The sequence below is a fragment of the Pseudarthrobacter sp. efr-133-R2A-89 genome, assembly GCF_030209315.1.
Classification (GTDB): Bacteria; Actinomycetota; Actinomycetes; order Actinomycetales; family Micrococcaceae; genus Arthrobacter.
Window position 1 is genome coordinate 1 of sequence record NZ_JARVSE010000003.1, and the last position, 20,403, is coordinate 20,403.

The 20,403-nt window shown below is 65.7% G+C and carries 18 protein-coding genes and 1 tRNA gene; 10 read left to right on the top strand and 9 right to left on the bottom strand.

The window, feature by feature from the left end; translation table 11 throughout:
* Positions 1-366 precede the first annotated feature (366 nt).
* From QRM95_RS06210 to QRM95_RS06225, 4 genes are read left to right on the top strand one after another with little or no spacing between them, the layout of a single operon-like run.
* Positions 367-1,935 carry an NCS1 family nucleobase:cation symporter-1 gene (locus tag QRM95_RS06210; RefSeq protein WP_133830638.1) on the top strand — a complete coding sequence of 523 codons (1,569 nt, stop codon included), beginning with the start codon at positions 367-369 and terminating at the stop codon, positions 1,933-1,935.
* A 36-nt stretch (positions 1,936-1,971) separates the two neighbouring features.
* Positions 1,972-2,715, top strand: a complete 744-nt coding sequence (locus tag QRM95_RS06215; protein WP_285246949.1) for an aspartate/glutamate racemase family protein — start codon at positions 1,972-1,974, stop codon at positions 2,713-2,715.
* A gap of 14 nt (positions 2,716-2,729) precedes the next feature.
* Positions 2,730-3,491, top strand: a complete 762-nt coding sequence (locus QRM95_RS06220) for an SDR family oxidoreductase (RefSeq protein ID WP_285246950.1) — start codon at positions 2,730-2,732, stop codon at positions 3,489-3,491.
* A gap of 55 nt (positions 3,492-3,546) precedes the next feature.
* Positions 3,547-4,266: a Pr6Pr family membrane protein gene (locus tag QRM95_RS06225; protein WP_285246951.1), complete on the top strand. Its 720-nt coding sequence runs from the start codon at positions 3,547-3,549 to the stop codon at positions 4,264-4,266.
* Here the strand turns inward: QRM95_RS06225 and QRM95_RS06230 are convergent.
* The 3 genes from QRM95_RS06230 to QRM95_RS06240 are packed head-to-tail and all read right to left on the bottom strand — an operon-like array spanning position 4,243 to position 7,325.
* Positions 4,243-4,620 (bottom strand): sterol carrier family protein, encoded by a 378-nt coding sequence (locus tag QRM95_RS06230; RefSeq protein ID WP_285246952.1) that lies wholly within the window; start codon positions 4,618-4,620, stop codon positions 4,243-4,245. The two genes, QRM95_RS06225 and QRM95_RS06230, sit on opposite strands and share 24 nt — an antisense overlap.
* A gap of 37 nt (positions 4,621-4,657) precedes the next feature.
* Positions 4,658-5,674, bottom strand: a complete 1,017-nt coding sequence (locus tag QRM95_RS06235; RefSeq protein ID WP_285246953.1) for an asparaginase — start codon at positions 5,672-5,674, stop codon at positions 4,658-4,660.
* Positions 5,675-5,729: 55 nt separating this feature from the next.
* On the bottom strand, positions 5,730-7,325 hold the full coding sequence (locus QRM95_RS06240; protein ID WP_285247195.1) for a molybdopterin-dependent oxidoreductase: 1,596 nt from the start codon (positions 7,323-7,325) through the stop codon (positions 5,730-5,732).
* Positions 7,326-7,424: 99 nt separating this feature from the next.
* Here QRM95_RS06240 and purD point away from each other — a divergent pair, with 99 nt between their 5' ends.
* Together purD and QRM95_RS06250 are read left to right on the top strand one after the other, a co-directional pair.
* The gene (gene purD / locus QRM95_RS06245) at positions 7,425-8,741 is read left to right on the top strand and encodes a phosphoribosylamine--glycine ligase (protein ID WP_133830681.1); all 1,317 of its coding nucleotides are present in this window, start codon (positions 7,425-7,427) and stop codon (positions 8,739-8,741) included.
* Position 8,742: 1 nt separating this feature from the next.
* The gene (locus tag QRM95_RS06250; RefSeq protein WP_018761867.1) at positions 8,743-9,681 is read left to right on the top strand and encodes a phosphoribosylaminoimidazolesuccinocarboxamide synthase; all 939 of its coding nucleotides are present in this window, start codon (positions 8,743-8,745) and stop codon (positions 9,679-9,681) included.
* Positions 9,682-9,731: 50 nt separating this feature from the next.
* On the opposite strand, the gene QRM95_RS06255 is transcribed toward QRM95_RS06250, so the two are convergent.
* On the bottom strand, positions 9,732-10,997 hold the full coding sequence (locus QRM95_RS06255; protein ID WP_018761866.1) for a helix-turn-helix domain-containing protein: 1,266 nt from the start codon (positions 10,995-10,997) through the stop codon (positions 9,732-9,734).
* Between the two features lie 131 nt (positions 10,998-11,128).
* Here QRM95_RS06255 and QRM95_RS06260 point away from each other — a divergent pair, with 131 nt between their 5' ends.
* Positions 11,129-11,347 carry a hypothetical protein gene (locus tag QRM95_RS06260; RefSeq protein WP_018761865.1) on the top strand — a complete coding sequence of 73 codons (219 nt, stop codon included), beginning with the start codon at positions 11,129-11,131 and terminating at the stop codon, positions 11,345-11,347.
* Between the two features lie 161 nt (positions 11,348-11,508).
* On the opposite strand, the gene QRM95_RS06265 is transcribed toward QRM95_RS06260, so the two are convergent.
* From QRM95_RS06265 to QRM95_RS06285, 5 genes are all read right to left on the bottom strand, one after another.
* Positions 11,509-11,585, bottom strand: a tRNA-Pro gene (locus QRM95_RS06265).
* Positions 11,586-11,668: 83 nt separating this feature from the next.
* Positions 11,669-13,495, bottom strand: a complete 1,827-nt coding sequence (locus QRM95_RS06270) for an ABC transporter ATP-binding protein (RefSeq protein ID WP_285246954.1) — start codon at positions 13,493-13,495, stop codon at positions 11,669-11,671.
* Positions 13,492-15,300, bottom strand: a complete 1,809-nt coding sequence (locus tag QRM95_RS06275) for an ABC transporter ATP-binding protein (RefSeq protein ID WP_285246955.1) — start codon at positions 15,298-15,300, stop codon at positions 13,492-13,494. Before QRM95_RS06275 ends, QRM95_RS06270 begins: the two co-directional genes overlap by 4 nt.
* Before the next feature lie 132 nt (positions 15,301-15,432).
* Entirely contained in the window at positions 15,433-16,377 is a 945-nt protein-coding gene (locus QRM95_RS06280) for a metallophosphoesterase (protein ID WP_285246956.1), read from the bottom strand.
* A 6-nt stretch (positions 16,378-16,383) separates the two neighbouring features.
* The gene (locus tag QRM95_RS06285; protein ID WP_285246957.1) at positions 16,384-18,705 is read right to left on the bottom strand and encodes a transglycosylase domain-containing protein; all 2,322 of its coding nucleotides are present in this window, start codon (positions 18,703-18,705) and stop codon (positions 16,384-16,386) included.
* Positions 18,706-18,742: 37 nt separating this feature from the next.
* Here QRM95_RS06285 and sp36 point away from each other — a divergent pair, with 37 nt between their 5' ends.
* The 3 genes from sp36 to QRM95_RS06300 are packed head-to-tail and all read left to right on the top strand — an operon-like array spanning position 18,743 to position 20,360.
* A complete protein-coding gene (gene sp36 / locus QRM95_RS06290; protein WP_285246958.1) occupies positions 18,743-18,898 on the top strand; it encodes a Sp36 family protein in 156 nt (51 codons plus the stop codon).
* Between the two features lies 1 nt (position 18,899).
* Positions 18,900-19,433, top strand: a complete 534-nt coding sequence (locus tag QRM95_RS06295; protein WP_285246959.1) for a RidA family protein — start codon at positions 18,900-18,902, stop codon at positions 19,431-19,433.
* Positions 19,434-19,448: 15 nt separating this feature from the next.
* Positions 19,449-20,360, top strand: a complete 912-nt coding sequence (locus tag QRM95_RS06300; RefSeq protein WP_285246960.1) for an NUDIX hydrolase — start codon at positions 19,449-19,451, stop codon at positions 20,358-20,360.
* The last annotated feature ends 43 nt before the right edge of the window (positions 20,361-20,403 follow it).

Sequence of the window (20,403 nt, forward strand, 5' to 3'; positions counted from 1 at the left end):
GGCAGCTGGTTAGTCAACCCGCTGAGGATATGGGAGGTATCTTCTCCTGCAGCCATGGCAGCCTCTTTTCATCGTTGAACGCATCTGCGCATGTTTTCGTATTGTGAGAAAACATTATTGCAATATGAGATTACTGAGGCAGGCCGGGCGGGTCAACGCGACGGCCTTCACCTCGCCCTGGATGTCGCCTATCGGCGGCAACCGACCATTTGTGACCGTAGTGCGGTGGCTGCGACGCTTGACCGCCCGTGACCTGGGTCATACTCTTATTTCACTATTCAATATCTCACTTCCGCAATGTGGAATAACAGCAACGACCTCCGGTCGGACTCACCACTCGGAATCGGCCCAAGAATTGAGACCCCCATGCGAACCCCACCATCGGCGGGCGTGGACGCGGACAAGGACCTGACAAAGTCGTCAGCCGGTACTGTCCACCCGTCTGGCACTATCGAAGCCCTCTGCGATTCCGCCAGCGCGGCGTCAGGCACGAGCATCAGCCCCACCCTGTACAACACTGACCTTGCCCCGACCAAGCGCGCCGGCCGCAGCTGGACCAGCTACAGCATCTTTACCCTCTGGGCCAACGACGTGCACAGCCTGGGCAACTACGCATTCGCCATCGGACTCTTCGCCCTTGGGCTGGGTGGATGGCAGATCCTCCTTGCCCTGGGCATCGGGGCTGCACTGCTGTTCGGGCTCCTTACCCTGTCAGGATTCATGGGCGTCAAGACCGGTGTGCCTTTTCCGGTCATGAGCCGGATCAGCTTCGGTATCCGCGGGGCACAGATCGCCAGCCTCCTCCGCGGGGCCGTTGCGGTCGCCTGGTTCGGTATCCAGACGTACCTCGCATCGGTGGTCTTCCGCGTGATGCTCACAGCCATGTTCCCCTCACTTGCAGAGCTGGACAAGGACTCGATCCTAGGCCTGTCCACGCTCGGGTGGATGGCATTCGTGACGCTCTGGGTGGTCCAACTGGTGATCGTCAGCTTCGGCATGGAAATGATCCGCAAGTACGAGGCTTTCGCCGGTCCGGTCATCCTGGCCACCATGGCAGCAATGGCCGTCTGGATTTTCGTGGAAGCCGGAGGCAGCATCGCCTGGGCTTCCAATAAGGCCCTGGAAGGCCCGGAAATGTGGCTCACCATCTTTGCCGGCGGCGCGCTGTGGGTCTCCATCTACGGCACTTTCGTCCTCAACTTCTGCGACTTCACCCGCTCAGCGGTGTCGAAGAAGGCAGTGGTACGTGGCAACTTCTGGGGCATCCCCATCAACATGCTCGTCTTCGGCGCGATCGTGGTGGTCATGGCCGGTGGACAGTTCAAGATCAACGGGACCATCATCAAAAGCCCGTCGGACATCGTCCAGACCATTCCCAACACGCTGTTCCTGGTCCTGGCCTGCCTTGCGCTGCTGATCCTGACCATCGCCGTGAACCTCATGGCCAACTTCGTGGCCCCCGTCTACGCCCTGACCAACCTGTTCCCCAAGAAACTGAACTTCCGCAAGGCGGCAATGGTCTCCGCCAGCATCGGCCTGGTAATCCTGCCCTGGAACCTCTACAACAATCCGCTGGTCATCGTGTACTTCCTCGGCGGACTCGGGGCGTTGCTCGGCCCGCTGTTCGGCGTGGTCATGGCTGACTACTGGCTGATCAGGCGAGGGAAGGTCAACGTGCCGGAGCTCTACACGGCATCGCCGCAGGGCGCGTACTTCTACAAGAAGGGCGTCAACCCCCGCGCGATCATCGCCATGGTACCGGCAGCCGTCCTTGCCCTGCTGATCGCCTTCGTTCCCGGCCTGGCCGCGGCGGCACCCTTTGCCTGGTTCTTCGCCGCAGGCATTGCCGCCGCGCTGTACTTCTTCATTGCCGACCGCAACCAAGTGCTGGTGGACCACGACGGCGAGGCCATCGCCGTCGCCAGCACCCACTGAACCCAGCACCCACCCTGCCGACTAAGGAACTTTCCCATGCGCATCCTCGTCGCGAATGTGAACACCACCCACTCAATGACCGACTCCATCGCGGCCTCCGCACGCGCCGCGGCCGCGACGGGCACCGAAATCGTTGGCCTCACGCCGCGGTTCGGCGCAGACTCCTGCGAAGGAAACTTCGAAAGCTACCTGGCCGCCATCGCCGTCATGGACGCCGTCACCTCCTACCCCGGGCCGTTCGACGCCGTTATCCAGGCCGGCTACGGGGAACACGGCCGGGAGGGGCTGCAGGAACTGCTGGATGTTCCGGTGGTCGACATCACGGAGGCAGCCGCAAGCACGGCGATGTTCCTTGGCCACAAGTACTCGGTGGTCACAACACTGGACCGCACGGTTCCGCTCATTGAGGACCGGCTGAAGCTGGCCGGCCTGGATGCCAGGTGCGCGTCGGTCCGTGCCAGCGGCATGGCCGTCCTGGAACTTGAAGAGGAACCGGAACGGGCCGTGGAGGCCATCATCAACGAGGCACTGCTGGCCGTTAGCAGGGACAAAGCGGAAGTGATTGTGCTCGGCTGCGGCGGCATGGCAGGCCTGGACGAGCAGATCCGGCAGCGGGCCGGCGTCCCCGTGGTGGACGGTGTGGCCTCGGCAGTGACCATCGCCGAATCGCTGGTGCGCATGCGTCTGTCCACCTCAAAAGTGCGGACCTTCGCTGCACCGCGGCCCAAGGCCGTCATAGGCTGGCCGCTGCACCAGCCGGCCGTTCCGGCGCAGCTTTAAGCCAGGAGAACCGAATGAACACCCCACAGCCCGCCGCCCGCGTCGCCGTCGTCACCGGAGCCGGGTCCGGCATCGGCCGGGAGGTGGCGCGGCAGATGCTGGCCGACGGCTACCGCGTGGCACTTGCCGGGCGGCGCGAGGCGCTGCTGTTGGAAACCGCGGACGGCAGCCCGGACGCCCTGGTGGTGCCCAGCGACGTCACCCGGCCCGACGACGTCGAGCGGCTTTTCGAGGCCGTCCGCCAGCAGTGGGGGCGCGTGGACGTCCTGTTCAACAACGCCGGCGTGTTCGGCCCGTCGGCCGGCGTGGACGAAATCAGCCTGGAAGACTGGAACGCCACGGTGGCCGTGAACCTTACCGGGTCCATGCTGTGCGCGGCAGCGGCAGTCCGGACGATGAAAGCCCAGGAGCCCCAGGGCGGCCGCATCATCAACAACGGGTCCATCTCCGCCCACTCGCCCCGGCCGCGTACCGTGGCCTACACGGTCACCAAGCACGCGATGACCGGGCTGACCAAGAGCATCGACCTGGACGGCCGCGGTTACGGCATCACGTGCGGGCAGATCGATATCGGCAACACCGCCACCGACATCATGGACACCATCGGTGTCGGTTCCGGGGCGTTGCAGGCGGACGGCAGCCGCAAGGTGGAACCGATGTTTCCGGTGGCAGACGCGGCGCGTGCCGTGTTGATGATGGCCAACATGCCGGCGTCGGCCAGCGTCGGCTCCGTGGTGGTCACCGCGGCCGGCATGCCTTTCATAGGCCGCGGGTAGGCACGCCGGGCCCCCGCGGCGGGGCGGGCGGCCGCCCAGAGCCTAGGATCGGCACATGACCGCAAACAGGGGACTTGCACTTTTCCGCTTCTGGTTCGCGCTGCTGGGGTTCGTGGCGGTGCTGTTCCAGCTGCTGCACCTGGTGCAGAACGTACCGGGCGCCAGCGCCGGAAACTACTTCAGCTACTTCACCATCGAGTCGAACATCATCGCCTTCGTAACCCTGGGGATCGCCGGCTGGTTTGCCTGGAAGGGGGCAAGCCCGCGGTGGCTTGAACTCCTCCGGGGTGCGGCCACCGTATATATGACCATCACCGGGATCACCTACAGCCTGCTGTTGAGCGACATTGACGTCAACACCCCCATCCCGTGGGTCAATGTGGTGCTCCATTACACCGTGCCCACCGTCATGGTGATCGACTGGCTGGTGGACCTCCCGCGGGTGCGGATTCCTGTCCGGACATCCCTGGTGTGGCTGGCTTTTCCCCTGCTGTACCTGGTCTACAGCCTGGTCCGGGGTCCCATCGTGGACTGGTATCCCTATCCGTTCCTGGACCCGCGGACAGCCGGCTACGGCACGGTTGCGGTGATGTCGGTCCTTATTGCCGTGGCCGCGTTTGCCTTCGCCGTAGTGGCGGCCTTGTCCACGAAACTGCAGAACTCGGTCCCCCACCCGGCACGGATTTCCTCGGCGGACGGGGCCGGAGAGCCCCGCACCGCTCGTGGCAGGCACGCGGGCGACGAGCCCGGGCTAGAGGGGCAGCAGGGCCGATAAGTCTGCGCGCAGGCCCGAGGCTGCCACTTTGCCGGCTGCCACTGCGTCCGCCCACGCCACCTGGCCGGTGACCATCGCCAGCCAGGTGGCGGCGTCGCACTCAATGACGTTCGGCGGGGTGCCGCGGGTGTGCCGCGGGCCCTCTACGCACTGGGTGACACCGAAGGGCGGCACGCGCACCTCTACGGAGTTTCCCGGCGCCCGGGCGGTCACTTCCTCCAGGGAGTACCGCACGGCCGTGGCCAGGGAGGCGCGCGGCAGCGGAGGGTCCGACGGCGACTGGGCGGCTTCCAGCCACGCCTTCACTGCTGCTTTGCCCTCGTGGACATCAATACGACGGCGGGCTGTGGCCATGCTTTCAATCTTCCTTTGGCATCGGCAGGGGTGGGTGCTAGTCCAGGAGGGCGGATACCGCGGGGCCCAGTCGGATCTTCCCAACCGGTCGGCCGCCCCCGAGCACCGGAGCCACCACTTTCTCCAGGGCGCTGGCGACTCCGGGAATCTCCACGGCCCCGGCGGCGGCGAGCAGGGTGAGGGCCACCACGGAAGTTGCCCGCACGTTTCCGTCGAGGATCTTGACGGCCACCGAGACTCCTTGCGGTGTGGCCATCGCCAGGACGCCCTCGGCACCGATCTTGGCGATGATTTCCAGCTCATCCATCACCAGGGTGTTCGCTTCCCCCCGGCCCTGCACGGCCCAGGGATAGTCCAGCATGGAGGTGGCGATCGTCGCGGCCCTGGCGCTGAAGCTGTGGTCGCCGGGAGCCTTGGCCAGCTGGGAGTACGCCAGCGCCAGTCCTTTCAACGAAACCGCGGCCACGGGGGCGCCGCAGCCGTCGATGCCGAGGTGCGCGATCCGCTCACCGGTGTATTCCTCGATGACGGTGCGTACGCGCTGCTGCAAGGGGTGGTTGGGTTCCAGGTAGCTGTGCGTGTCCCAGCCGTTCTCGGTGCAGGCCCACAGGAAGGCGGCGTGCTTGCCGGAACAGTTGTAGGCCAGCCGCGACTTGCCTTTTTCGGACCGGACCAGCCAGTTCCGGGCCGTTTCGTCCTCGGGCCAGGCTTCCGGGCACTGCAGCTGGTCTTCCCGTACGCCCGCCGCCTTGAGCATGCCTGCCACCACATCCATGTGGTCCAGCGAACCGGTGTGGCTGCCGCACGCGATGGCCACCTGGGCACCCCGCAGCGGTACGCCCGATTGCATGGACGCCAGCGCCTGGAAGGGCTTGAGGGTGGACCGTGCATAGATGGGGGTGTTGATGTCGCCGAGTTCGGTGACCACCGAGCCGTCGGCGGCGACGAGCACCGCAGAGCCGATGTGCCGGGACTCCACGAAACCGCTGCGTTCTATGACGGCCAGTTCGACGGCGGAGTCAACGGTGAAGGTGGCATGCGGATTGTGCGGCATACTGCCAGTCTATGGTCCGGTCCGCGGATGGCGGGCCACCCGCGGTCGTGGGTGGCTACTGGACGGTCACCATCACCGACTGCCAGCCTGAAGCACCGTCAGGGACGGGATCTGCGCGCTGGTCCGTCTGTACCTGCCCGGTACCGTCGGTGGCACGGACCTTGATGTAGTGCGGGCCCGGCGTGGCGTCCCATTCGTAGGACCACTGGCGCCACGTGATGGTGGACGCCTCCGTGGAGAGGACCGTCTCGGTCCATTCGCCGTTGTCGATCTGGATTTCAACCTTGGTGATTCCCCGGGTCTGTGCCCAGGCAGTACCACCGACGGCGACTTTCCCGGCGGGGACCTTGGCGAAGGACTTGGGTACCTCCACGCGCGCCATTGTCTTGATGGGGCCGCGTTCGGACCAGCCACGCTCGGTCCAGTAGGCCTTGTTGTCCGCGAACCGGGTGACCTCCAGGTCCACCACCCATTTGGTGGCGGAGACGAACCCGTAGAGCCCCGGGACCACCATGCGCACCGGGTAGCCGTGCTCCAGCGGCAGCGGCTCGCCGTTCATGCCGATCGCCAGCATGGCGTCACGCCCGTCCTGCAAGACCTCCAGGGGAGTGGAGGCGCTGAAGCCGTCAATGGACTTGGAGAGCACCATGTCAGCCCCGTCCTTGGGCTTGGCCCGGGCAAGGACATCGCGGATGGGCATTCCCAGCCATTTGGCATTTCCGGCGAGGTTGCCGCCCACGGGGTTGGAGACGCACGTGAGGGTGACGTGCGATTCGATCAGGCTGGCGTCCAGCAGGTCCTGGAATGTCAGGGTGACTTCCTGCTCCACGAGGCCGTGGACCCGCAGTTCCCAGTCGTTGACGTTGATTTCCGGGACGCTCAGCGCGGTGTCGATCCGGTAGAAGTCGCCGTTGTCCGTCAACCATGGCGTGACGCCCGGGACGGGGGACTGCACGCCGGCGGGAACCGCGGCTGCGGCTTTGGCCGGCGTCGGCAGCGTGAGCGCCTCGCGGGCCTTGGCCACGTTGTTGCGCGCCGCGCCCAGCAACCGTCCGCCGGTCGCGGCGATGCCGGCGGCCACCGCGGTGATCCCTGCCGCAGCGAAGAAACGACGACGGCTGGCGCCTTCGTGCCCCGGCCGGGCATCGGCGTCGGCCGCCAGGTCCGCCGGAGTCTCGGGCCATGGCTTGCTTTCCTTCAGCCGCCAGAGCGGTGCCACCAGCAGGCGGAGCGCCACCAGGCCGGCCACCGTGCCCAGTACGGACGGGATGGCGTCAACTCCGCTGACGCCTGCACGCGTCACGACACACGCAACGATCACCGCGCCCATGAACAGGACGCCCAGGACGCCCAGGACCCATTTCCGGTAGGCCACGATGCCCAGGACGCAGGCGAGCACCGCGATGGTCAGCCCCATGCCCACGAACAGGGCAGTCTTGTCGTTGGTGCCGAAGGTGGCGATCGCAAAGTCCTTCAGCCGGGGCGGCGTGAAGTCAATGAAGGTGGACCCCAGGGCGAACAGCGGTGTTGCCCTGGCGGTGAAAAATGCGCCGAGGAGCTCCGCAACGGCAAGTACGACGGCGGCTGCCACCACACCTGCCAGGGCAGCCAGGGCGGAGGGGCCGGTCAAGCGGTTCCGAAGCTTTGTCATGGTGGTGGTTCGGAGCGGCGGGTAGTCCGGATTGACCGGCCGGGCCGGCAAGGTCACAGCTTAGGAGCGGGAAGGGTGCACAAAGTACCCTTGGAGACTGTGAAGGTACTCGTCATTGGCCCCGGAGGCCGCGAACACGCCATTGTCCGCTCCCTGCTTGCCGACCCCAACGTGTCCGAAGTCCACGCGGCGCCCGGCAATGCCGGTATCAGCAAGCTGGTACCCACCTACAACATCAACGGCAACGATCCCCAGGCTGTTGCCGAGCTGGCCGCCCGGCTCACGGTCGACCTCGTGGTGGTGGGCCCCGAAGCTCCGCTGGCCGCAGGTGTGTCCGATGCCGTCCGCGCCGCCGGCATTCCGGTATTCGGGCCCAGCAAGGCAGCAGCCCAGCTGGAGGCATCGAAAGCGTTCGCCAAGGAGGTCATGGCGGAGGCAGGCGTTCCCACCGCCATGGCCATGGTGGCCACCAACGCCGAAGAGGCAGCGTCAGCGCTGGACACCTTCGGCGCTCCGTACGTGGTGAAGGACGACGGCCTGGCCGCCGGCAAGGGCGTGGTGGTCACCAGGAACCGGGACGAAGCCCTGGCCCACGCCCAATCGTGCTTCGACGCCGGCGGATCCGTGGTGATCGAGGAGTTCCTGGACGGCCCCGAGGTTTCCCTCTTCGTCCTCTGCGACGGGCAGAACACCGTGGCACTCTCGCCCGCCCAGGATTTCAAGCGCATCTTCGACAACGACGAAGGTCCCAACACGGGCGGCATGGGTGCCTACACCCCGCTCGAGTGGGCCCCCGAGGGCCTGGTGCAGGAAGTCCTTGACCGGGTGGCACAGCCCACCGTGAACGAGATGGCGCGCCGCGGCACTCCGTTCGTGGGCGTGCTCTTCGTCGGGCTCGCGCTCACGTCCCGCGGAACCCGCGTCATCGAATTCAACGTCCGTTTCGGCGATCCCGAGACGCAAGCGGTCCTCGCCCGGCTCAAGACCCCCCTGGGGGCGTTGCTCATGGCAGCCGCCAAGGGCGAACTGGACAAAGCGGAAGAGCTGCGCTGGTCCAAGGACGCCGCCGTCGCCGTCGTCGTGGCCTCGGAAAACTACCCTGACACGCCCCGCACCGGTGACCGCATCCGCGGGCTCAAGAAAGTGGACGCCCTTGACGGCGTGCACGTCATCCATGCCGGCACCGCCCTGGACGACGAGGGCAAGGTGGTCTCCGCCGGCGGCCGCGTCCTGGCCGTCGTCGCCCTGGGCAGCGACCTGGTGGAGGCCCGGGAAAGGGCCTACGACGGCGTTGAGCTGGTCCAGCTTGAAGGCTCCCAGTACCGCAGCGACATTGCCCGCAAGGCAGCCCGCGGGGAAATCAAGGTGCCGTACGGTGCCACCGGATCGCTGCCCGTAGTGAAAGCGAAGGCCTGACATGAGTGGAACTTCCGAGAACCGAGGCTACGCCGCGGACACCCTGGAACTGCAGGGATGGACGCACGTCTACTCCGGCAAGGTCCGCGACCTTTACGAACCCGCCGACGAGTCGATCGTGCAACGCCTGGGCCAGGATTGCGTCCTGGTGGTGGCCAGCGACCGCATCAGCGCCTTTGACCATGTGCTCTCCAGCGAGATCCCGGACAAAGGCCGCATCCTTACCCAGCTGAGCCTCTGGTGGTTCGACCAGCTGGGCGTCGAGCACCATGTGCTCGGGTCCACGGTGGAAGACGGCGTGCCCGCGGAGGTGGAAGGCCGGGCCATGATCTGCAAGAAGCTGGACATGTTCCCGGTGGAGTGCATTGCCCGCGGCTACCTCACGGGTTCAGGACTGCTGGAGTACAAGGCCTCCGGGACAGTGTGCGATATCCCGCTCCCGGAGGGGCTGGTGGACGGCTCCCGGCTGGAACACGCCATCTTCACCCCATCCGCCAAGGCACTGATCGGTGAGCACGACGAGAACATCACCTACGACGCCGTGGTGGCGCTCGTGGGGGATGACATTGCTGCCCGCCTGAGCGAGCTGACCCTGAAGATCTACACCACGGCGGAGAAGATCGCGCGTGAACGCGGCATCATCCTCGCGGACACCAAGGTGGAATTCGGCTACGACGCCGTCTCCGGGTCCATCACCCTGGGTGACGAGGTGCTGACCCCTGATTCTTCCCGTTTCTGGGACGCTGCAACCTACAAGCCCGGCCAGGCCCAGCCCTCCTACGACAAACAGTACGTGCGGGACTGGCTGACTTCTGCCGCCTCCGGCTGGGACCGGTCATCCGACACCCCTCCGCCGGCGCTGCCTGCCGACGTGGTGGAACGCACCCGCAGCCGGTATGTCGAAGCGTACGAGAAGATCACCGGAAAGACATTCGCCTGAGACCCGGCCACGCCAGGTGGACCCGCCACGGCGGGTTCACCTGGCTTGCTTCAGCTGGCTTTCGCGGCCGCGGCCGCGCGCCTCTGTGCCAGCTTGATTTCAAGGATCGCGTCCAAGGCCTGCTGGACCCTGTCCTGGGCGCCTGCCGCGGCAAAGGCCTTCTGGGCTTCCTCCAGGTGCACCAAGGCTTCCTCGGTGTCACCGGCAGCCTTGAGCGACTTGCCCAGGAGGAGCGAGACCTCACCAGCCGTGTGCTTGGCGAGGCTTGCGCGCTCGGCGTGGATTTCGCGGAGTTTCTCGACGGCTGCCACAATGTCCCCGGTGAGGTACAGCCAGCGGGCGCGAATGAACGCTACCTCCAGCTGGTCTGACTTGTTGCCTCCCACGATTGACAGCGCCAGTTCAGCACGTTCGATCGCAGACAGCGTTTCCGGCTCAACGATGCCGGAGGAGAGGCGGACCGCCGCGGACGCCTTGTTGAACCGGGCCCACAGCCCGATGTCATTGGCGGGGGAGAGCAGGCGCGCCGCACGCTCGTGGTGCTTCACGCCCTCGGCGTAGTCGTGCCGCATGAAGGCGACGTTACCCACCACCCAGGCCACCTCGCCGGCGAGCTGGCTCATGGACAGTTCGTCCACGTGCTCGATCATGGCCTGGCAATACCCCCAGGCTTCATCGAGCCGTCCGCTCTCGGCCAGTGCCCCGATGAGGGCGTGGTGGGCATTGATGATGAGTGTTGATCCCTTGGGGAGCTGCTTGCACAGGTCCACGGCCTGGATTCCCTGGTCCACGGCTAGGCTCAGCTGGCCTTGGCCCTGGTAGATGCCGGCCAGCATCTGGTGTGCCCGGACGGCAAGTCCTGCCGATTCCCTGGCCATGGGATGTTCCAGCAGGTGCTCCATGATCTTTTGGGCTTCGCGCCAGTTGCCCTGCTTGATCAGGCACTCGGCCTGCATGTACGTCATGTTCCACCACGCACTGGTGTTCCGCCCCTCCAGGGCGATCTTTGCGGCCGTGGCCGCGTGGCTTGCCGCCAAGGGATAGTCGCGCAGGTCCCACGCCTGCCGGGCGTAGAGGCCGGCGAGTACATACTCGGCGTCGCTGACGGAAATGGGCTGGCTCCATGCCTCCAGGGCTTTCGGTGCCAGCTCCAGCCGGCGCGCCAGTTCCTCGATGACTTCCGCCGTCGGTTCGCGGCGGCCCGTTTCAAGCAGCGAGATGTAGCTGGGTGAGTACAGGTCCTTGCCCAGTTCGGCCTGCGTCAGTCCACGCTCAAGGCGCTCCGCGCGGAGCTTTTCTCCGAACCCGTTGCCCACGCGTATCCTCCTCTTTTGGACAAGTGGGGCTGACGGATGCTTGACAGCCCCTGTGGAAAATATTTTACAATGTGTGTCAACAAGGACAGTGCTGGCTTTGTAACGAATCCGACTCGTATTGAGGAACTTATATGTTGAAGAAGATCGCAACCGCGGCCGTCCTGGCCGGGGCCCTGGCTTTTTCCGCGGCAGCTCCGGCTGTCCTGGCCTCAGGCTCCGTCGCCGATAATTCGAGTACGTCTGTAGCAGTAGGCAACTGGCCTGACCCCGCCTCCGCAAAGGTGAAGAAGGATAAGGCCACCAGCACTACCTACACCACGTACGTGGGCAACTGGCCTGATCCCGCATAAACGGCTTCCTCACCCAGGAGGCGAGGATGGCCCCGGAGCAACAGCTCCGGGGCCATTCCTTTTAACCGGGTGGTGGCGTTAAGGCGGCGGGAGTGTCCGGCGGGGCGTCACCAAATAGAGACGCAAAAAGAGGGCCTCCGGTGGAGACCCTCTTTTCGTTATGGTCGGGATGACAGGATTTGAACCTGCGACCTCTTCGTCCCGAACGAAGCGCGCTACCAAGCTGCGCTACATCCCGATCCGCTGCAAAAGCAACTTTACAAGGATAGCCGATGGCGGGGCCCGATGCGAAATCCGGCCGCAGTGAGCCTGGGCGGCGGCCTAGACCAAGGAATCCTTCCAGGCCCCGTGCAGGTCCGCGAAGCGGCCGCCGCCGCCGATCAGATCTTCCGGGGTGCCGTCCTCCACGATCCGGCCGTCGTGCACCACCAGTACCCTGTCAGCTGTCTCGACGGTGGACAGCCGGTGCGCGATGATCAGTGCCGTCCTGCGCGCCGCCTCCGTCCCGGCGAGCAGGCGGGCCAGCCCGGCCTGCACAAGCCGCTCAGAGGGGATGTCCAGGGAGGAGGTGGCCTCGTCCAGGATCAGTACTGCCGGCCGCGCCAGGAAGGCCCTGGCGAAGCTGATCAACTGCCGCTGCCCGGAGGAGACCCTGCCGCCGCGCTTGTTGACGTCGGTGTCGTAGCCCTCGGGGAGTTCCAGGATGAAGTCGTGCGCCCCAACGGCCTTGGCAGCTTCCTCAATCTCGGCACGTGTCGCTTCCGGCCGGCCCAGTGCGATATTGTCCGCCACCGAACCGCTGAACAGGAAGGCTTCCTGGGTGACCATGACGATGTTCCGGCGGAGGTCGGTGGTGGCAAGGTCGCGGAGGTCCACGCCGTCCAGGGTCAGGTGTCCCGAGGTGACGTCGTAGAACCGGGCGATGAGTTTGGCCAGGGTGGACTTGCCCGCGCCGGTCTGTCCCACCAGGGCGACCGTTTGCCCGGCCGGGATATGCAGGTTCAGGCGGGGCACCACCACGGGTCCGTCGCCGTAGCGGAACTCGACGTCCTTGAAGTCGATGCGCCCGGTGGCGTCGGGAAGCGGGACAGGGTTCTTCGGCGGCCGGACCGTGGGTACTTCCTCGAGGAGCCCGGACACCTTTTCGAGGGCTGCCTGCGCGCTCTGGAACGAGTTGTAGAACATGGCCATCTGGTCCACGGGCTGGAAGAACCGCTTGGTGGAGAGGATGAGGGCCAGGAGGACGCCGACGGCCAGGTCGCCGCCCAGCACCCGGAAGCCGCCGAACAGCAGCACCACCGCCACGCAGACGTTGCCGATCAGCACCAGCCCGGGCTGGAAGATGCCGTTGAGGTTGATGGACCGGACCGTGACCAGGCGGTAGTCCTCGGCGAGGTTGCCGTAGGTTTCGGAGTTTTCCTTTTCCTTGCGGAAGGCCTTGACCGCGCGGATTCCGGTCATGGTTTCGACGAAGTGCACGATCAGCCGGGCGGAAACCACCCGTGATTCCCGGAAGGCGATTTGGGAATGCTTCTGGTACCAGCGGGCCAGGAAGAACATGGGCACCCCGGCGGCCAGCACCAGCAGGCCGCTGCGCCAGTCCAGGGCGAAGATCGTGGCGGCGGTGAACGCCATGAAGAGCATCCCGGAAGCCAGTGAGCTGACGCCGGAATCGAGGAGTTCGCGTAACGCCTCCAGGTCCGACGTCTGGCGGGCAATGATCCGGCCGGACGTGTACCGTTCATGGAATTCCAGGCTGAGCCGCTGGGTGTGCCGGAAGACCCGGACGCGCAGGTCCAGCAGCATTGCCTGGCTGAGCCGTGCCGTGGAGGTGACGTACAGGGCGGTGAGGCCCGCCGTCGCGATGGCCGCCAGCAGGTAGGCGACGCCGGTGAACACCAGCGGGAGGTTGTCACCTGACCGGAGGGCCGGGAGGGCGCGGTCGATGCCGAAAGCGATCAGTGCCGGGCCGGCCACCCGGGCTGCCTGGGAAAGGACCACCATGGCGATGGTCAGCCAGAAGCGCACCCGCACCGGCCGGATCAGGGACCCGAGCAGGGCGATCGACCGGCGCCGGACCGCCTTGCTGTCGCTCTTGCTGAGGTGGGCGTTGTCCTCGTTGGCGGTGCCGAATGTTGCCGTGCTCATCGGGTCACTTCCTCTGCCTGGTCCTCAAGGGCGGACAGTTCGGAGTCAAGGTCGCGCGGTTCACGCTCCAGGCTGGCGATGACGTACCGGTAATGCTGGTTGCCGGCCAGCAGTTCCGTGTGAGTGCCCACGGCGGTGATACGGCCGTCTTCCAGCAGCGCCACCCGGTCGGCCAGCGCCACGGTGGACGGCCGGTGCGCCACGATCAGGGTGGTGGTGTCCTTGAGCACCTCGCGGAGGCGGGCCTCCACGAGTTCCTCGGTGTGGACGTCCAGGGCCGAGAGGGGATCATCCAGGACCAGGACACGTGGACGGGCGGCGATGGCACGTGCCAGGGCAATGCGCTGGCGCTGGCCGCCGGACAGGCTAAGCCCTTCCTCACCGATCAGCGTGTCCACGCCCTGCGGCAGGGAATAGGAGAAATGCGCCTGCGCCACGTCCAAGGCCTCCTCCAGGATCTCCTCGGAACGCACCGGCGCGCCAAGGAGGACGTTGTCCCGGACGGAACTGGAGAACAGCGTGGTGTCCTCGAAGGCCACCCCGACAATCCTGCGCAGTTCCTCGACGTCAAAGTCGCGGATGTCCACTCCATCGATGCTGATGGCGCCGGCCGTGACGTCGTAGAGGCGGGGGACCAGCTGGATGAGCGCGCTCTTGCCGCTGCCGGTGATGCCCACCAAAGCCATGGTTTCGCCGGGCCGCACCTCGAGGTTGATGTCCTTGAGGATCGGTTTGTCCGGGGCGTCCTCGAAGGCGAACGTTGCGTTGTCGAAGCGCAGTGCGCCCGCGAGTTCGTCCGGGCGGCGCGGCTCGGCGGGGCTGGTGATGGTGTTCTGCGTATCCATCACCTCGTAGTGGCGGTCGACGGCGGTCTTCGCCGTGAGTGCCATGGCCAGCAGCATGCCGGAAAATTCCACCGGCGAGGCGATGACGGCGGCCGTTGCAAAGAACGCCACCAGGGAGCCGATGCTCAGCTGGCCGCCGGCACACAACATAACGCCCACCACCAGGCCGGTTCCGAGCGCGAGTTCGGGGAGCAGGGTGACCACCATGGTGAAGGTGGCCTGGTGGCGGGCCTTCTCGATTTCGGTCTGGCGCAGTTCCTCGGCTTGTTCGTTGAAGTTCTCGAGGGCTTCCCGGCTGCGGCCAAACGCCTTGAGCACGCGGATGCCGTGGACTGATTCCTCCACCGTGGTGGCGAGGTCGCCGGCCTGGTCCTGGCTGCGCCGGGCCACCTTGCTGAACCGGGTGCGGAACCGGAAGCTGTTGATGGTGATGGGTACGGCGGCGGCGAGGAAGATCAGCGCCAGCTGCCAGCTCATGGCAAACATGGCCACGATCCCGATAATCACCGTGAGGGTGGTGACCACCAGCATGATGGCGCCGAAGGCCATCCACCGGCGCAGGAAGTTCAGGTCTGTCATGGCCCTGGACAGCAGCTGGCCGGAACCCCAGCGGTCGTGGAAGGAGACGGTCAGTTCCTGCAGGTGGTCGTAGAGCGAGACCCGCATCCTGGTTTCCACCGTCGTGGCAGGGTTGATGACGAACTGCCGGCGGAGCGCCACCAGGCCGGCTTCGGCGACGCCCAGCACCAGGATGACACCTGCGGAAATCCACACCCCGTCCGCACTGGCCCCCGGCTGCAGCGCCGTGTTGACCAGGACACGCAGCACCTGGGGGATGGTCAGGGCAACGATACTTGCCGCCAGCGCACAGAGAAGCCCCAGCAAAAGCCGGGGGATGATGGGCCGGACGTGCGGATAAAGACGGCTGATTGATCTGAAAAATGGAGTCTGCTTGGCCATGCCCGCTTCTCAAGCTCTAAAACGAATGTAGTTTCCTCTAGCAACTACCCTATGCCATGGCGTGAGACGATTCACAGGGGTTGCCGCCGGGGCGCCAGGCTTGCCCAGTTATTGCAGTCCGTAATGGGAGGGTCAGCCGCGGGAGGTCAGCGTCAGCAGGACTGCCTCAGGCTTGCAGGCGATCCTTACCGGGGCGAAGCGTGAGGTGCCGATGCCACCGGAGACGTTGACCGGCGTCGTACGCCCGTTGCTGGTCCAGTCGTTGAGGCCCTTTGCGCGCCACGTGGGGAGGTCGCAGTTGGCGACGACGGCACCATACCCGGGGATGCAGAGCTGGCCGCCATGCGTATGGCCGGCGAGCAGGAGGTCGGCGCCGCTTTCCGTGAAGTGGTCCAGTACCCGCTGGTACGGGGCATGGATGACCGCCACCTTGAGATGGTCGTTGGCGTCCTGGTTGACCGTGCCGCGCGGCCAGCCGGCGTAGCGCTCGCGGTTCAGGTGCGGGTCATCCACGCCGGAGAAGTCGAAGCGCATGCCGTTCAGGATCAGCGACTGGTGGCGGTTGGTCAGGTCCACCCAGCCACCCATGCCGAACCCGGAACGAAGGCGGGGCCAATCCAGGGGGGTGGGCTTCGGCGCGGCCTTGGAGGGTCCCAACAGGTAGGACGCGGGGTTCTTGAATGTGGGGGCGAAGTAGTCGTTGGAGCCCGGTACGAAGACGCCGGGAAACTGCAGCAAGGGCCGAAGCGCGGCCAGGAGGGGATCCACTGCCTTGACATGGCTGAGGTTGTCGCCCGTATTCACCACCAGGTCGGGCTGCAGGTCCGCCAAGGAGGCGAGCCACTGGGCCTTCTTCTCTTGGCCGGGCACGAAGTGGATGTCGCTCAGGTGCAGGATACGGAACGGGTTGCGTCCGGGCGGGAGGATGGCCAGGGTTTCCTCGCGAAGGACGAACTGGTTCTTCTCCCACAAGCCGTAGCCGAAGGCCGCCATCCCGGCCGCAGTTCCGGCCCCTGCGGCAACGGCAAAGCCGCGCCCGATTGAACGGGCGCGGCTTGCCAGGCTGTCGATGCTCATGCGTGCTTAGCCGTTGCCCTTGCCATTGTTGCCGTTCCCGTTGCTGCTCGGCGCCGGGGCCGGGGCCGGGGCTTGGGTGGCGGGCGCTTGGGTTGCAGGGGCTTGGGTGGCCTGCTGGCCGTTCTGGGCAGGAGCGGAGTTGGTGGTGGTCCCGTTGACCATGTTGCTCGGCGGTGCCGGGAACGGGTTGGTGCCGTAGCCTGGCGCGATCTTGGTCATGAAATTCGAGAACATGGGTCCGGCGACCATGTAACCGTCAATGCCCTGGTAGAACTTTCCGTTGACGGTGATGTTCTGGCCGGCACGGCCCTGGTCGCCCAGCGGGTCACCGAACCAGGCAGCCGTAGCCAAACCGGTGGTGTGGCCAACAACCCAGGTGGAGCCGTTGTTGTTCGAGGTACCGGTCTTGGCGCCGATCGGGAAACTGGTCTTGGTGGACAGGCGCGGCTGGATCAGCGAGCCCGAACCCCTGTTCATGACTTCCTGAAGCGCGTAGTTCACGCCGCGGGCAACCTCTGGCTTGATGGCGTCGCGGCAGCTGCTGGACTGGGCCGGGAGCTGCTTGCCGGTGGCGTCGGTCACCGAGGTGATGGCAATGGGCTCACAGTACTTGCCGTCGTTCGCAAATGTGGCGAACGCGCTGGCCATGGTGAGCGGCGACGTCTGGGTGGAGCCCAACAGGTTGCCAAGGGTCATCATGTTGATCTTGGGGTGCGGCTCGCTGCCATCAGCCGAGGGCAGGCCGCTGTGCAGTCCAACGGCATCGGCGATCTTTTGGATGCCGCAGAAGTCCAGCTGCGCCGCGGACGCGAACGTCACGGTGTTGATGGAGTTGTAAAGGCCCTCAAGGACGGTCAGCGGCTTGTACCACTGTGGCTCGGCATTCTGGAGGTCATCAGTAGCGTCCAGGCCTGCATTCTTCTGCGCAGTGCTGTACGCACCCTGGACCTTCCCGCACGTGTTCTTCCACGGGTAACCAATGGGGTAGACACGCTGGGCTGCATTGACCACGGTATTCATGGTCTTGCCCTCGTTGAGCCACTCCGCGAAGGTGAACGGTTTCATGGTGGAACCCGGTTGGAACCCGCCGACGCCGTTGAGGTCGTTCCCGTCCTTGTCCAGCTTGTCCACGTTGAAGTTCAACTGTGAATTGAAGCCGCCCGCGCCGGCCAGGAACGAGGTGTTCTGGGCCATGGAGATGATCTTGCCGGTGCCGGGCTGCACCGAGACCATGGACGCACCCCATTTGTCCGGGTTGGCGCCGGCCGCGGCGTCGGCCTGCTCCTGGGCGGTGGCCTGGGCTTTGGGGTCCAGAGTGGTGGTGATGGTCAGGCCGCCGCCGTAGATGAGCCGCTGGCGGTCCTTGACCTCGGCACCGTAGGCCGGGTTGTTCTCCAGCAGGTGCAGGACGTAGTCGCAGAAGTACGGAGCGGTGGCCGCGTAGGCACAACCCTGCTTGGGCTGGGTGACCTTCGGTTCAACCGGGGTGGCCACCGCAGCCTGGTATTCGTCCGCGGTGATCTTGCCCTGGTCCTTCATCAGCCCCAGCACCAGGTCGCGGCGCTGCTTGGACTTCTCCGGATTGGTGATGGGATCGAACATGGACGGGCTGTTCACCAGGCCCGCCAGGAGTGCCGCCTGCGGCAGCGTCAGGTCCTTGGCGGTGGTGCTGAAGAAGTACCGGGAGGCGGCCTCGATGCCGTACGCGTCCCGGTTGAAGAACACGATGTTCAGGTAGCCCTCAAGGATCTGGTCCTTGGTGAACTCCTTCTCCAGGGCGATGGAGAGCTTCATCTCGCGGAGCTTGTCGCCAACGCCCTTGTTGACGCCGTTGAGCTTGATCTGGTCTTCTTCGCCGGCGGCGGCGAGGTTCGCATTGAGCACGTTGTTGACGTACTGCTGCGTGATGGTGGACGCGCCCTGCTTGTTGCCGCGGGCGGTGGCGACCAGGGCGCGAAGGATGCCGGTGGTGTCCACGCCGCCATGCTCGTAGAAGCGGCTGTCCTCCACGGCAATGATGGCGTTCTTCATGTTCGGCGAAATTTGGTCCAGCGGAACCTTGGTGCGGTTCTCCGTATAGACGCTGGCGATCTCGCTGCCGTCGGCGGCCAGGATCCGCGTGGTCTGGCTGGGCGGGTCAACCTTCAGTTCCGCAGGGAGGGAGTCGAAGAAGTTGATGGAACCGCTTGCCGCGCTGCCCGAGACGGCGGCGGCAGGGACCAGAAGGCCCGCCACCAGGACACCGCAAATCGCGCTCACACCGAGGAAAAGAAGGATCTTACCCAGTGTGGTGGCAGTGTCGAATAAGGGGTTGTTGCGAGTCGCCATGTTTTCCACTTTACCGGCAAGGGCTACGCTTTCTCTCATGACCAAATGGCAGTACGCGACGATTCCGCTCATTATTCACGCCACCAAGCAGATCCTGGACCAGTGGGGGGAGGACGGCTGGGAACTTGTCCAAGTGGTTCCCGGACCCGACGGCAACGGCCTTGTCGCCTACCTCAAGAGGGAGAAGCAGTAGCATGAGCACCCCCGCAGAAGCCCCTTCCGGCGCCGCGACGGCGCCCGCATCCGCCGTCGAGCAGCGCCTCGCGGAACTTGGCATCACGCTCCCGGAGGTCGCCGCTCCCGTGGCGTCCTACGTCCCCGCCATCGTCTCCGGCAACCACGTGTACACCTCCGGGCAGCTGCCGTTCATTAACGGCAAACTCGAAGCTACCGGCAAGGTGTCCGCCGGTACCGAAGGGTTCGCCGACGAGCCCACGGTCTCTCCGGAGGACGCCCAGAAGTATGCCGCCGTGTGTGCCGTGAACGCCCTGGCCGCGGTCAAGAGCGTCATCGGCGACCTGGACCGCATCACCCGCATCGTCAAGGTGGTCGGATTCGTCTCCTCGGACCCGTCGTTCACGGGCCAGCCCGCCGTTATCAATGGCGCCTCTGAACTGCTGGGCCGTGTCCTTGGCGACGCCGGGCAGCACGCACGTTCCGCCGTCGGCGTTGCCGTTCTTCCGCTCGACTCTCCCGTTGAAGTCGAACTGATCGCCGAATTCAGCTAGGACCGGTCACTTCCCTTGCCTCACCTCGCACGACGCCTTTTTGCACTTCCCCAGGACCTTGAAGGGGCGGCTCAAAGCTGGCTCGAACATGGCGAACGGACTCCCCGGGCCGCGCGCTACGCCTCTTCCGTGGTCCTCCTCCGTGATTCCCCCACCGGCCTGGAGACCTGGCTGGGTTATCGGCCCGGCTCCTCGCCGCTGGGAGTCCTCGCCTTCCCCGGCGGCTCCCTGGACCCGGCCGACGACGACGCCATGGGCTGGCTTGGCCCCTCGCCGCAGCATTGGGCCGAGCAGATGGGAACGGCCGACGTCGGGCTGGCGCGGCGCCACGTGGTGGGCGCCATCCGGGAACTCTTCGAAGAGACCGGCATCCTGCTGGCTGGTCCGGACATGTCCAATACCGTGGAAGCCACGTCCTCGTCCGAGTGGATGCGTGCCCGCATCGCCGTTGCGGACCAGGAGAAGACGCTGGCCCAGGTCCTCGGCAAGCGCGGCCTCTCGCTGCGCACGGACCTGCTCAAATCCCTGGTCAACTGGCGCAGCCCGGATTTTGCGCACCGCCGGTTCGATACCCGGTACTTTGCCGCCACCGTCCCGCTGGGCCAGGAACCCACGCTGCTCGAGGGCAAGGGTGTCTGGGGCAGGTGGGTCAACGCTGCGCAGGTGGTGCAGGAAAGGAATACCACCGCACTCGGCGACGAGGCCGGCCAGGAGAACACCGTGGGCCGTCCCTTAGGTGAGCTGCTGGTCCCCGGCTCGGAGATCATGATCGAAAAGATGGCGGCCGCCAACGGCTGCATCGCCTACCTGAGCTACAAGCGCAAGCCCCACGTGTACCAGCCGGTCCTGGTGGAGGAAGACGGCAAGCTGATGCTTGAGGTCGAGGCCGCCAAGACCGTGGCAGGGGACCACCAGCGCGAACGCTGAAGCCAGCAACCGGGTGGGTTCCGACGGGCCCAACCACCTCATT

What these genes read in the sequence shown, in the direction of transcription:
- QRM95_RS06210 (WP_133830638.1), top strand. Translation starts at nt 367, where the DNA reads ATGCGAACCCCACCATCGGCGGGCGTGGACGCGGACAAGGACCTGACA.
- QRM95_RS06215 (WP_285246949.1), top strand. Translation starts at nt 1,972, where the DNA reads ATGCGCATCCTCGTCGCGAATGTGAACACCACCCACTCAATGACCGAC.
- QRM95_RS06220 (WP_285246950.1), top strand. Translation starts at nt 2,730, where the DNA reads ATGAACACCCCACAGCCCGCCGCCCGCGTCGCCGTCGTCACCGGAGCC.
- QRM95_RS06225 (WP_285246951.1), top strand. Translation starts at nt 3,547, where the DNA reads ATGACCGCAAACAGGGGACTTGCACTTTTCCGCTTCTGGTTCGCGCTG.
- QRM95_RS06230 (WP_285246952.1), bottom strand. Translation starts at nt 4,620, where the DNA reads ATGGCCACAGCCCGCCGTCGTATTGATGTCCACGAGGGCAAAGCAGCA.
- QRM95_RS06235 (WP_285246953.1), bottom strand. Translation starts at nt 5,674, where the DNA reads ATGCCGCACAATCCGCATGCCACCTTCACCGTTGACTCCGCCGTCGAA.
- QRM95_RS06240 (WP_285247195.1), bottom strand. Translation starts at nt 7,325, where the DNA reads ATGACAAAGCTTCGGAACCGCTTGACCGGCCCCTCCGCCCTGGCTGCC.
- QRM95_RS06250 (WP_018761867.1), top strand. Translation starts at nt 8,743, where the DNA reads ATGAGTGGAACTTCCGAGAACCGAGGCTACGCCGCGGACACCCTGGAA.
- QRM95_RS06260 (WP_018761865.1), top strand. Translation starts at nt 11,129, where the DNA reads ATGTTGAAGAAGATCGCAACCGCGGCCGTCCTGGCCGGGGCCCTGGCT.
- QRM95_RS06270 (WP_285246954.1), bottom strand. Translation starts at nt 13,495, where the DNA reads ATGAGCACGGCAACATTCGGCACCGCCAACGAGGACAACGCCCACCTC.
- QRM95_RS06275 (WP_285246955.1), bottom strand. Translation starts at nt 15,300, where the DNA reads ATGGCCAAGCAGACTCCATTTTTCAGATCAATCAGCCGTCTTTATCCG.
- QRM95_RS06280 (WP_285246956.1), bottom strand. Translation starts at nt 16,377, where the DNA reads ATGAGCATCGACAGCCTGGCAAGCCGCGCCCGTTCAATCGGGCGCGGC.
- QRM95_RS06285 (WP_285246957.1), bottom strand. Translation starts at nt 18,705, where the DNA reads ATGGCGACTCGCAACAACCCCTTATTCGACACTGCCACCACACTGGGT.
- sp36 (WP_285246958.1), top strand. Translation starts at nt 18,743, where the DNA reads ATGACCAAATGGCAGTACGCGACGATTCCGCTCATTATTCACGCCACC.
- QRM95_RS06295 (WP_285246959.1), top strand. Translation starts at nt 18,900, where the DNA reads ATGAGCACCCCCGCAGAAGCCCCTTCCGGCGCCGCGACGGCGCCCGCA.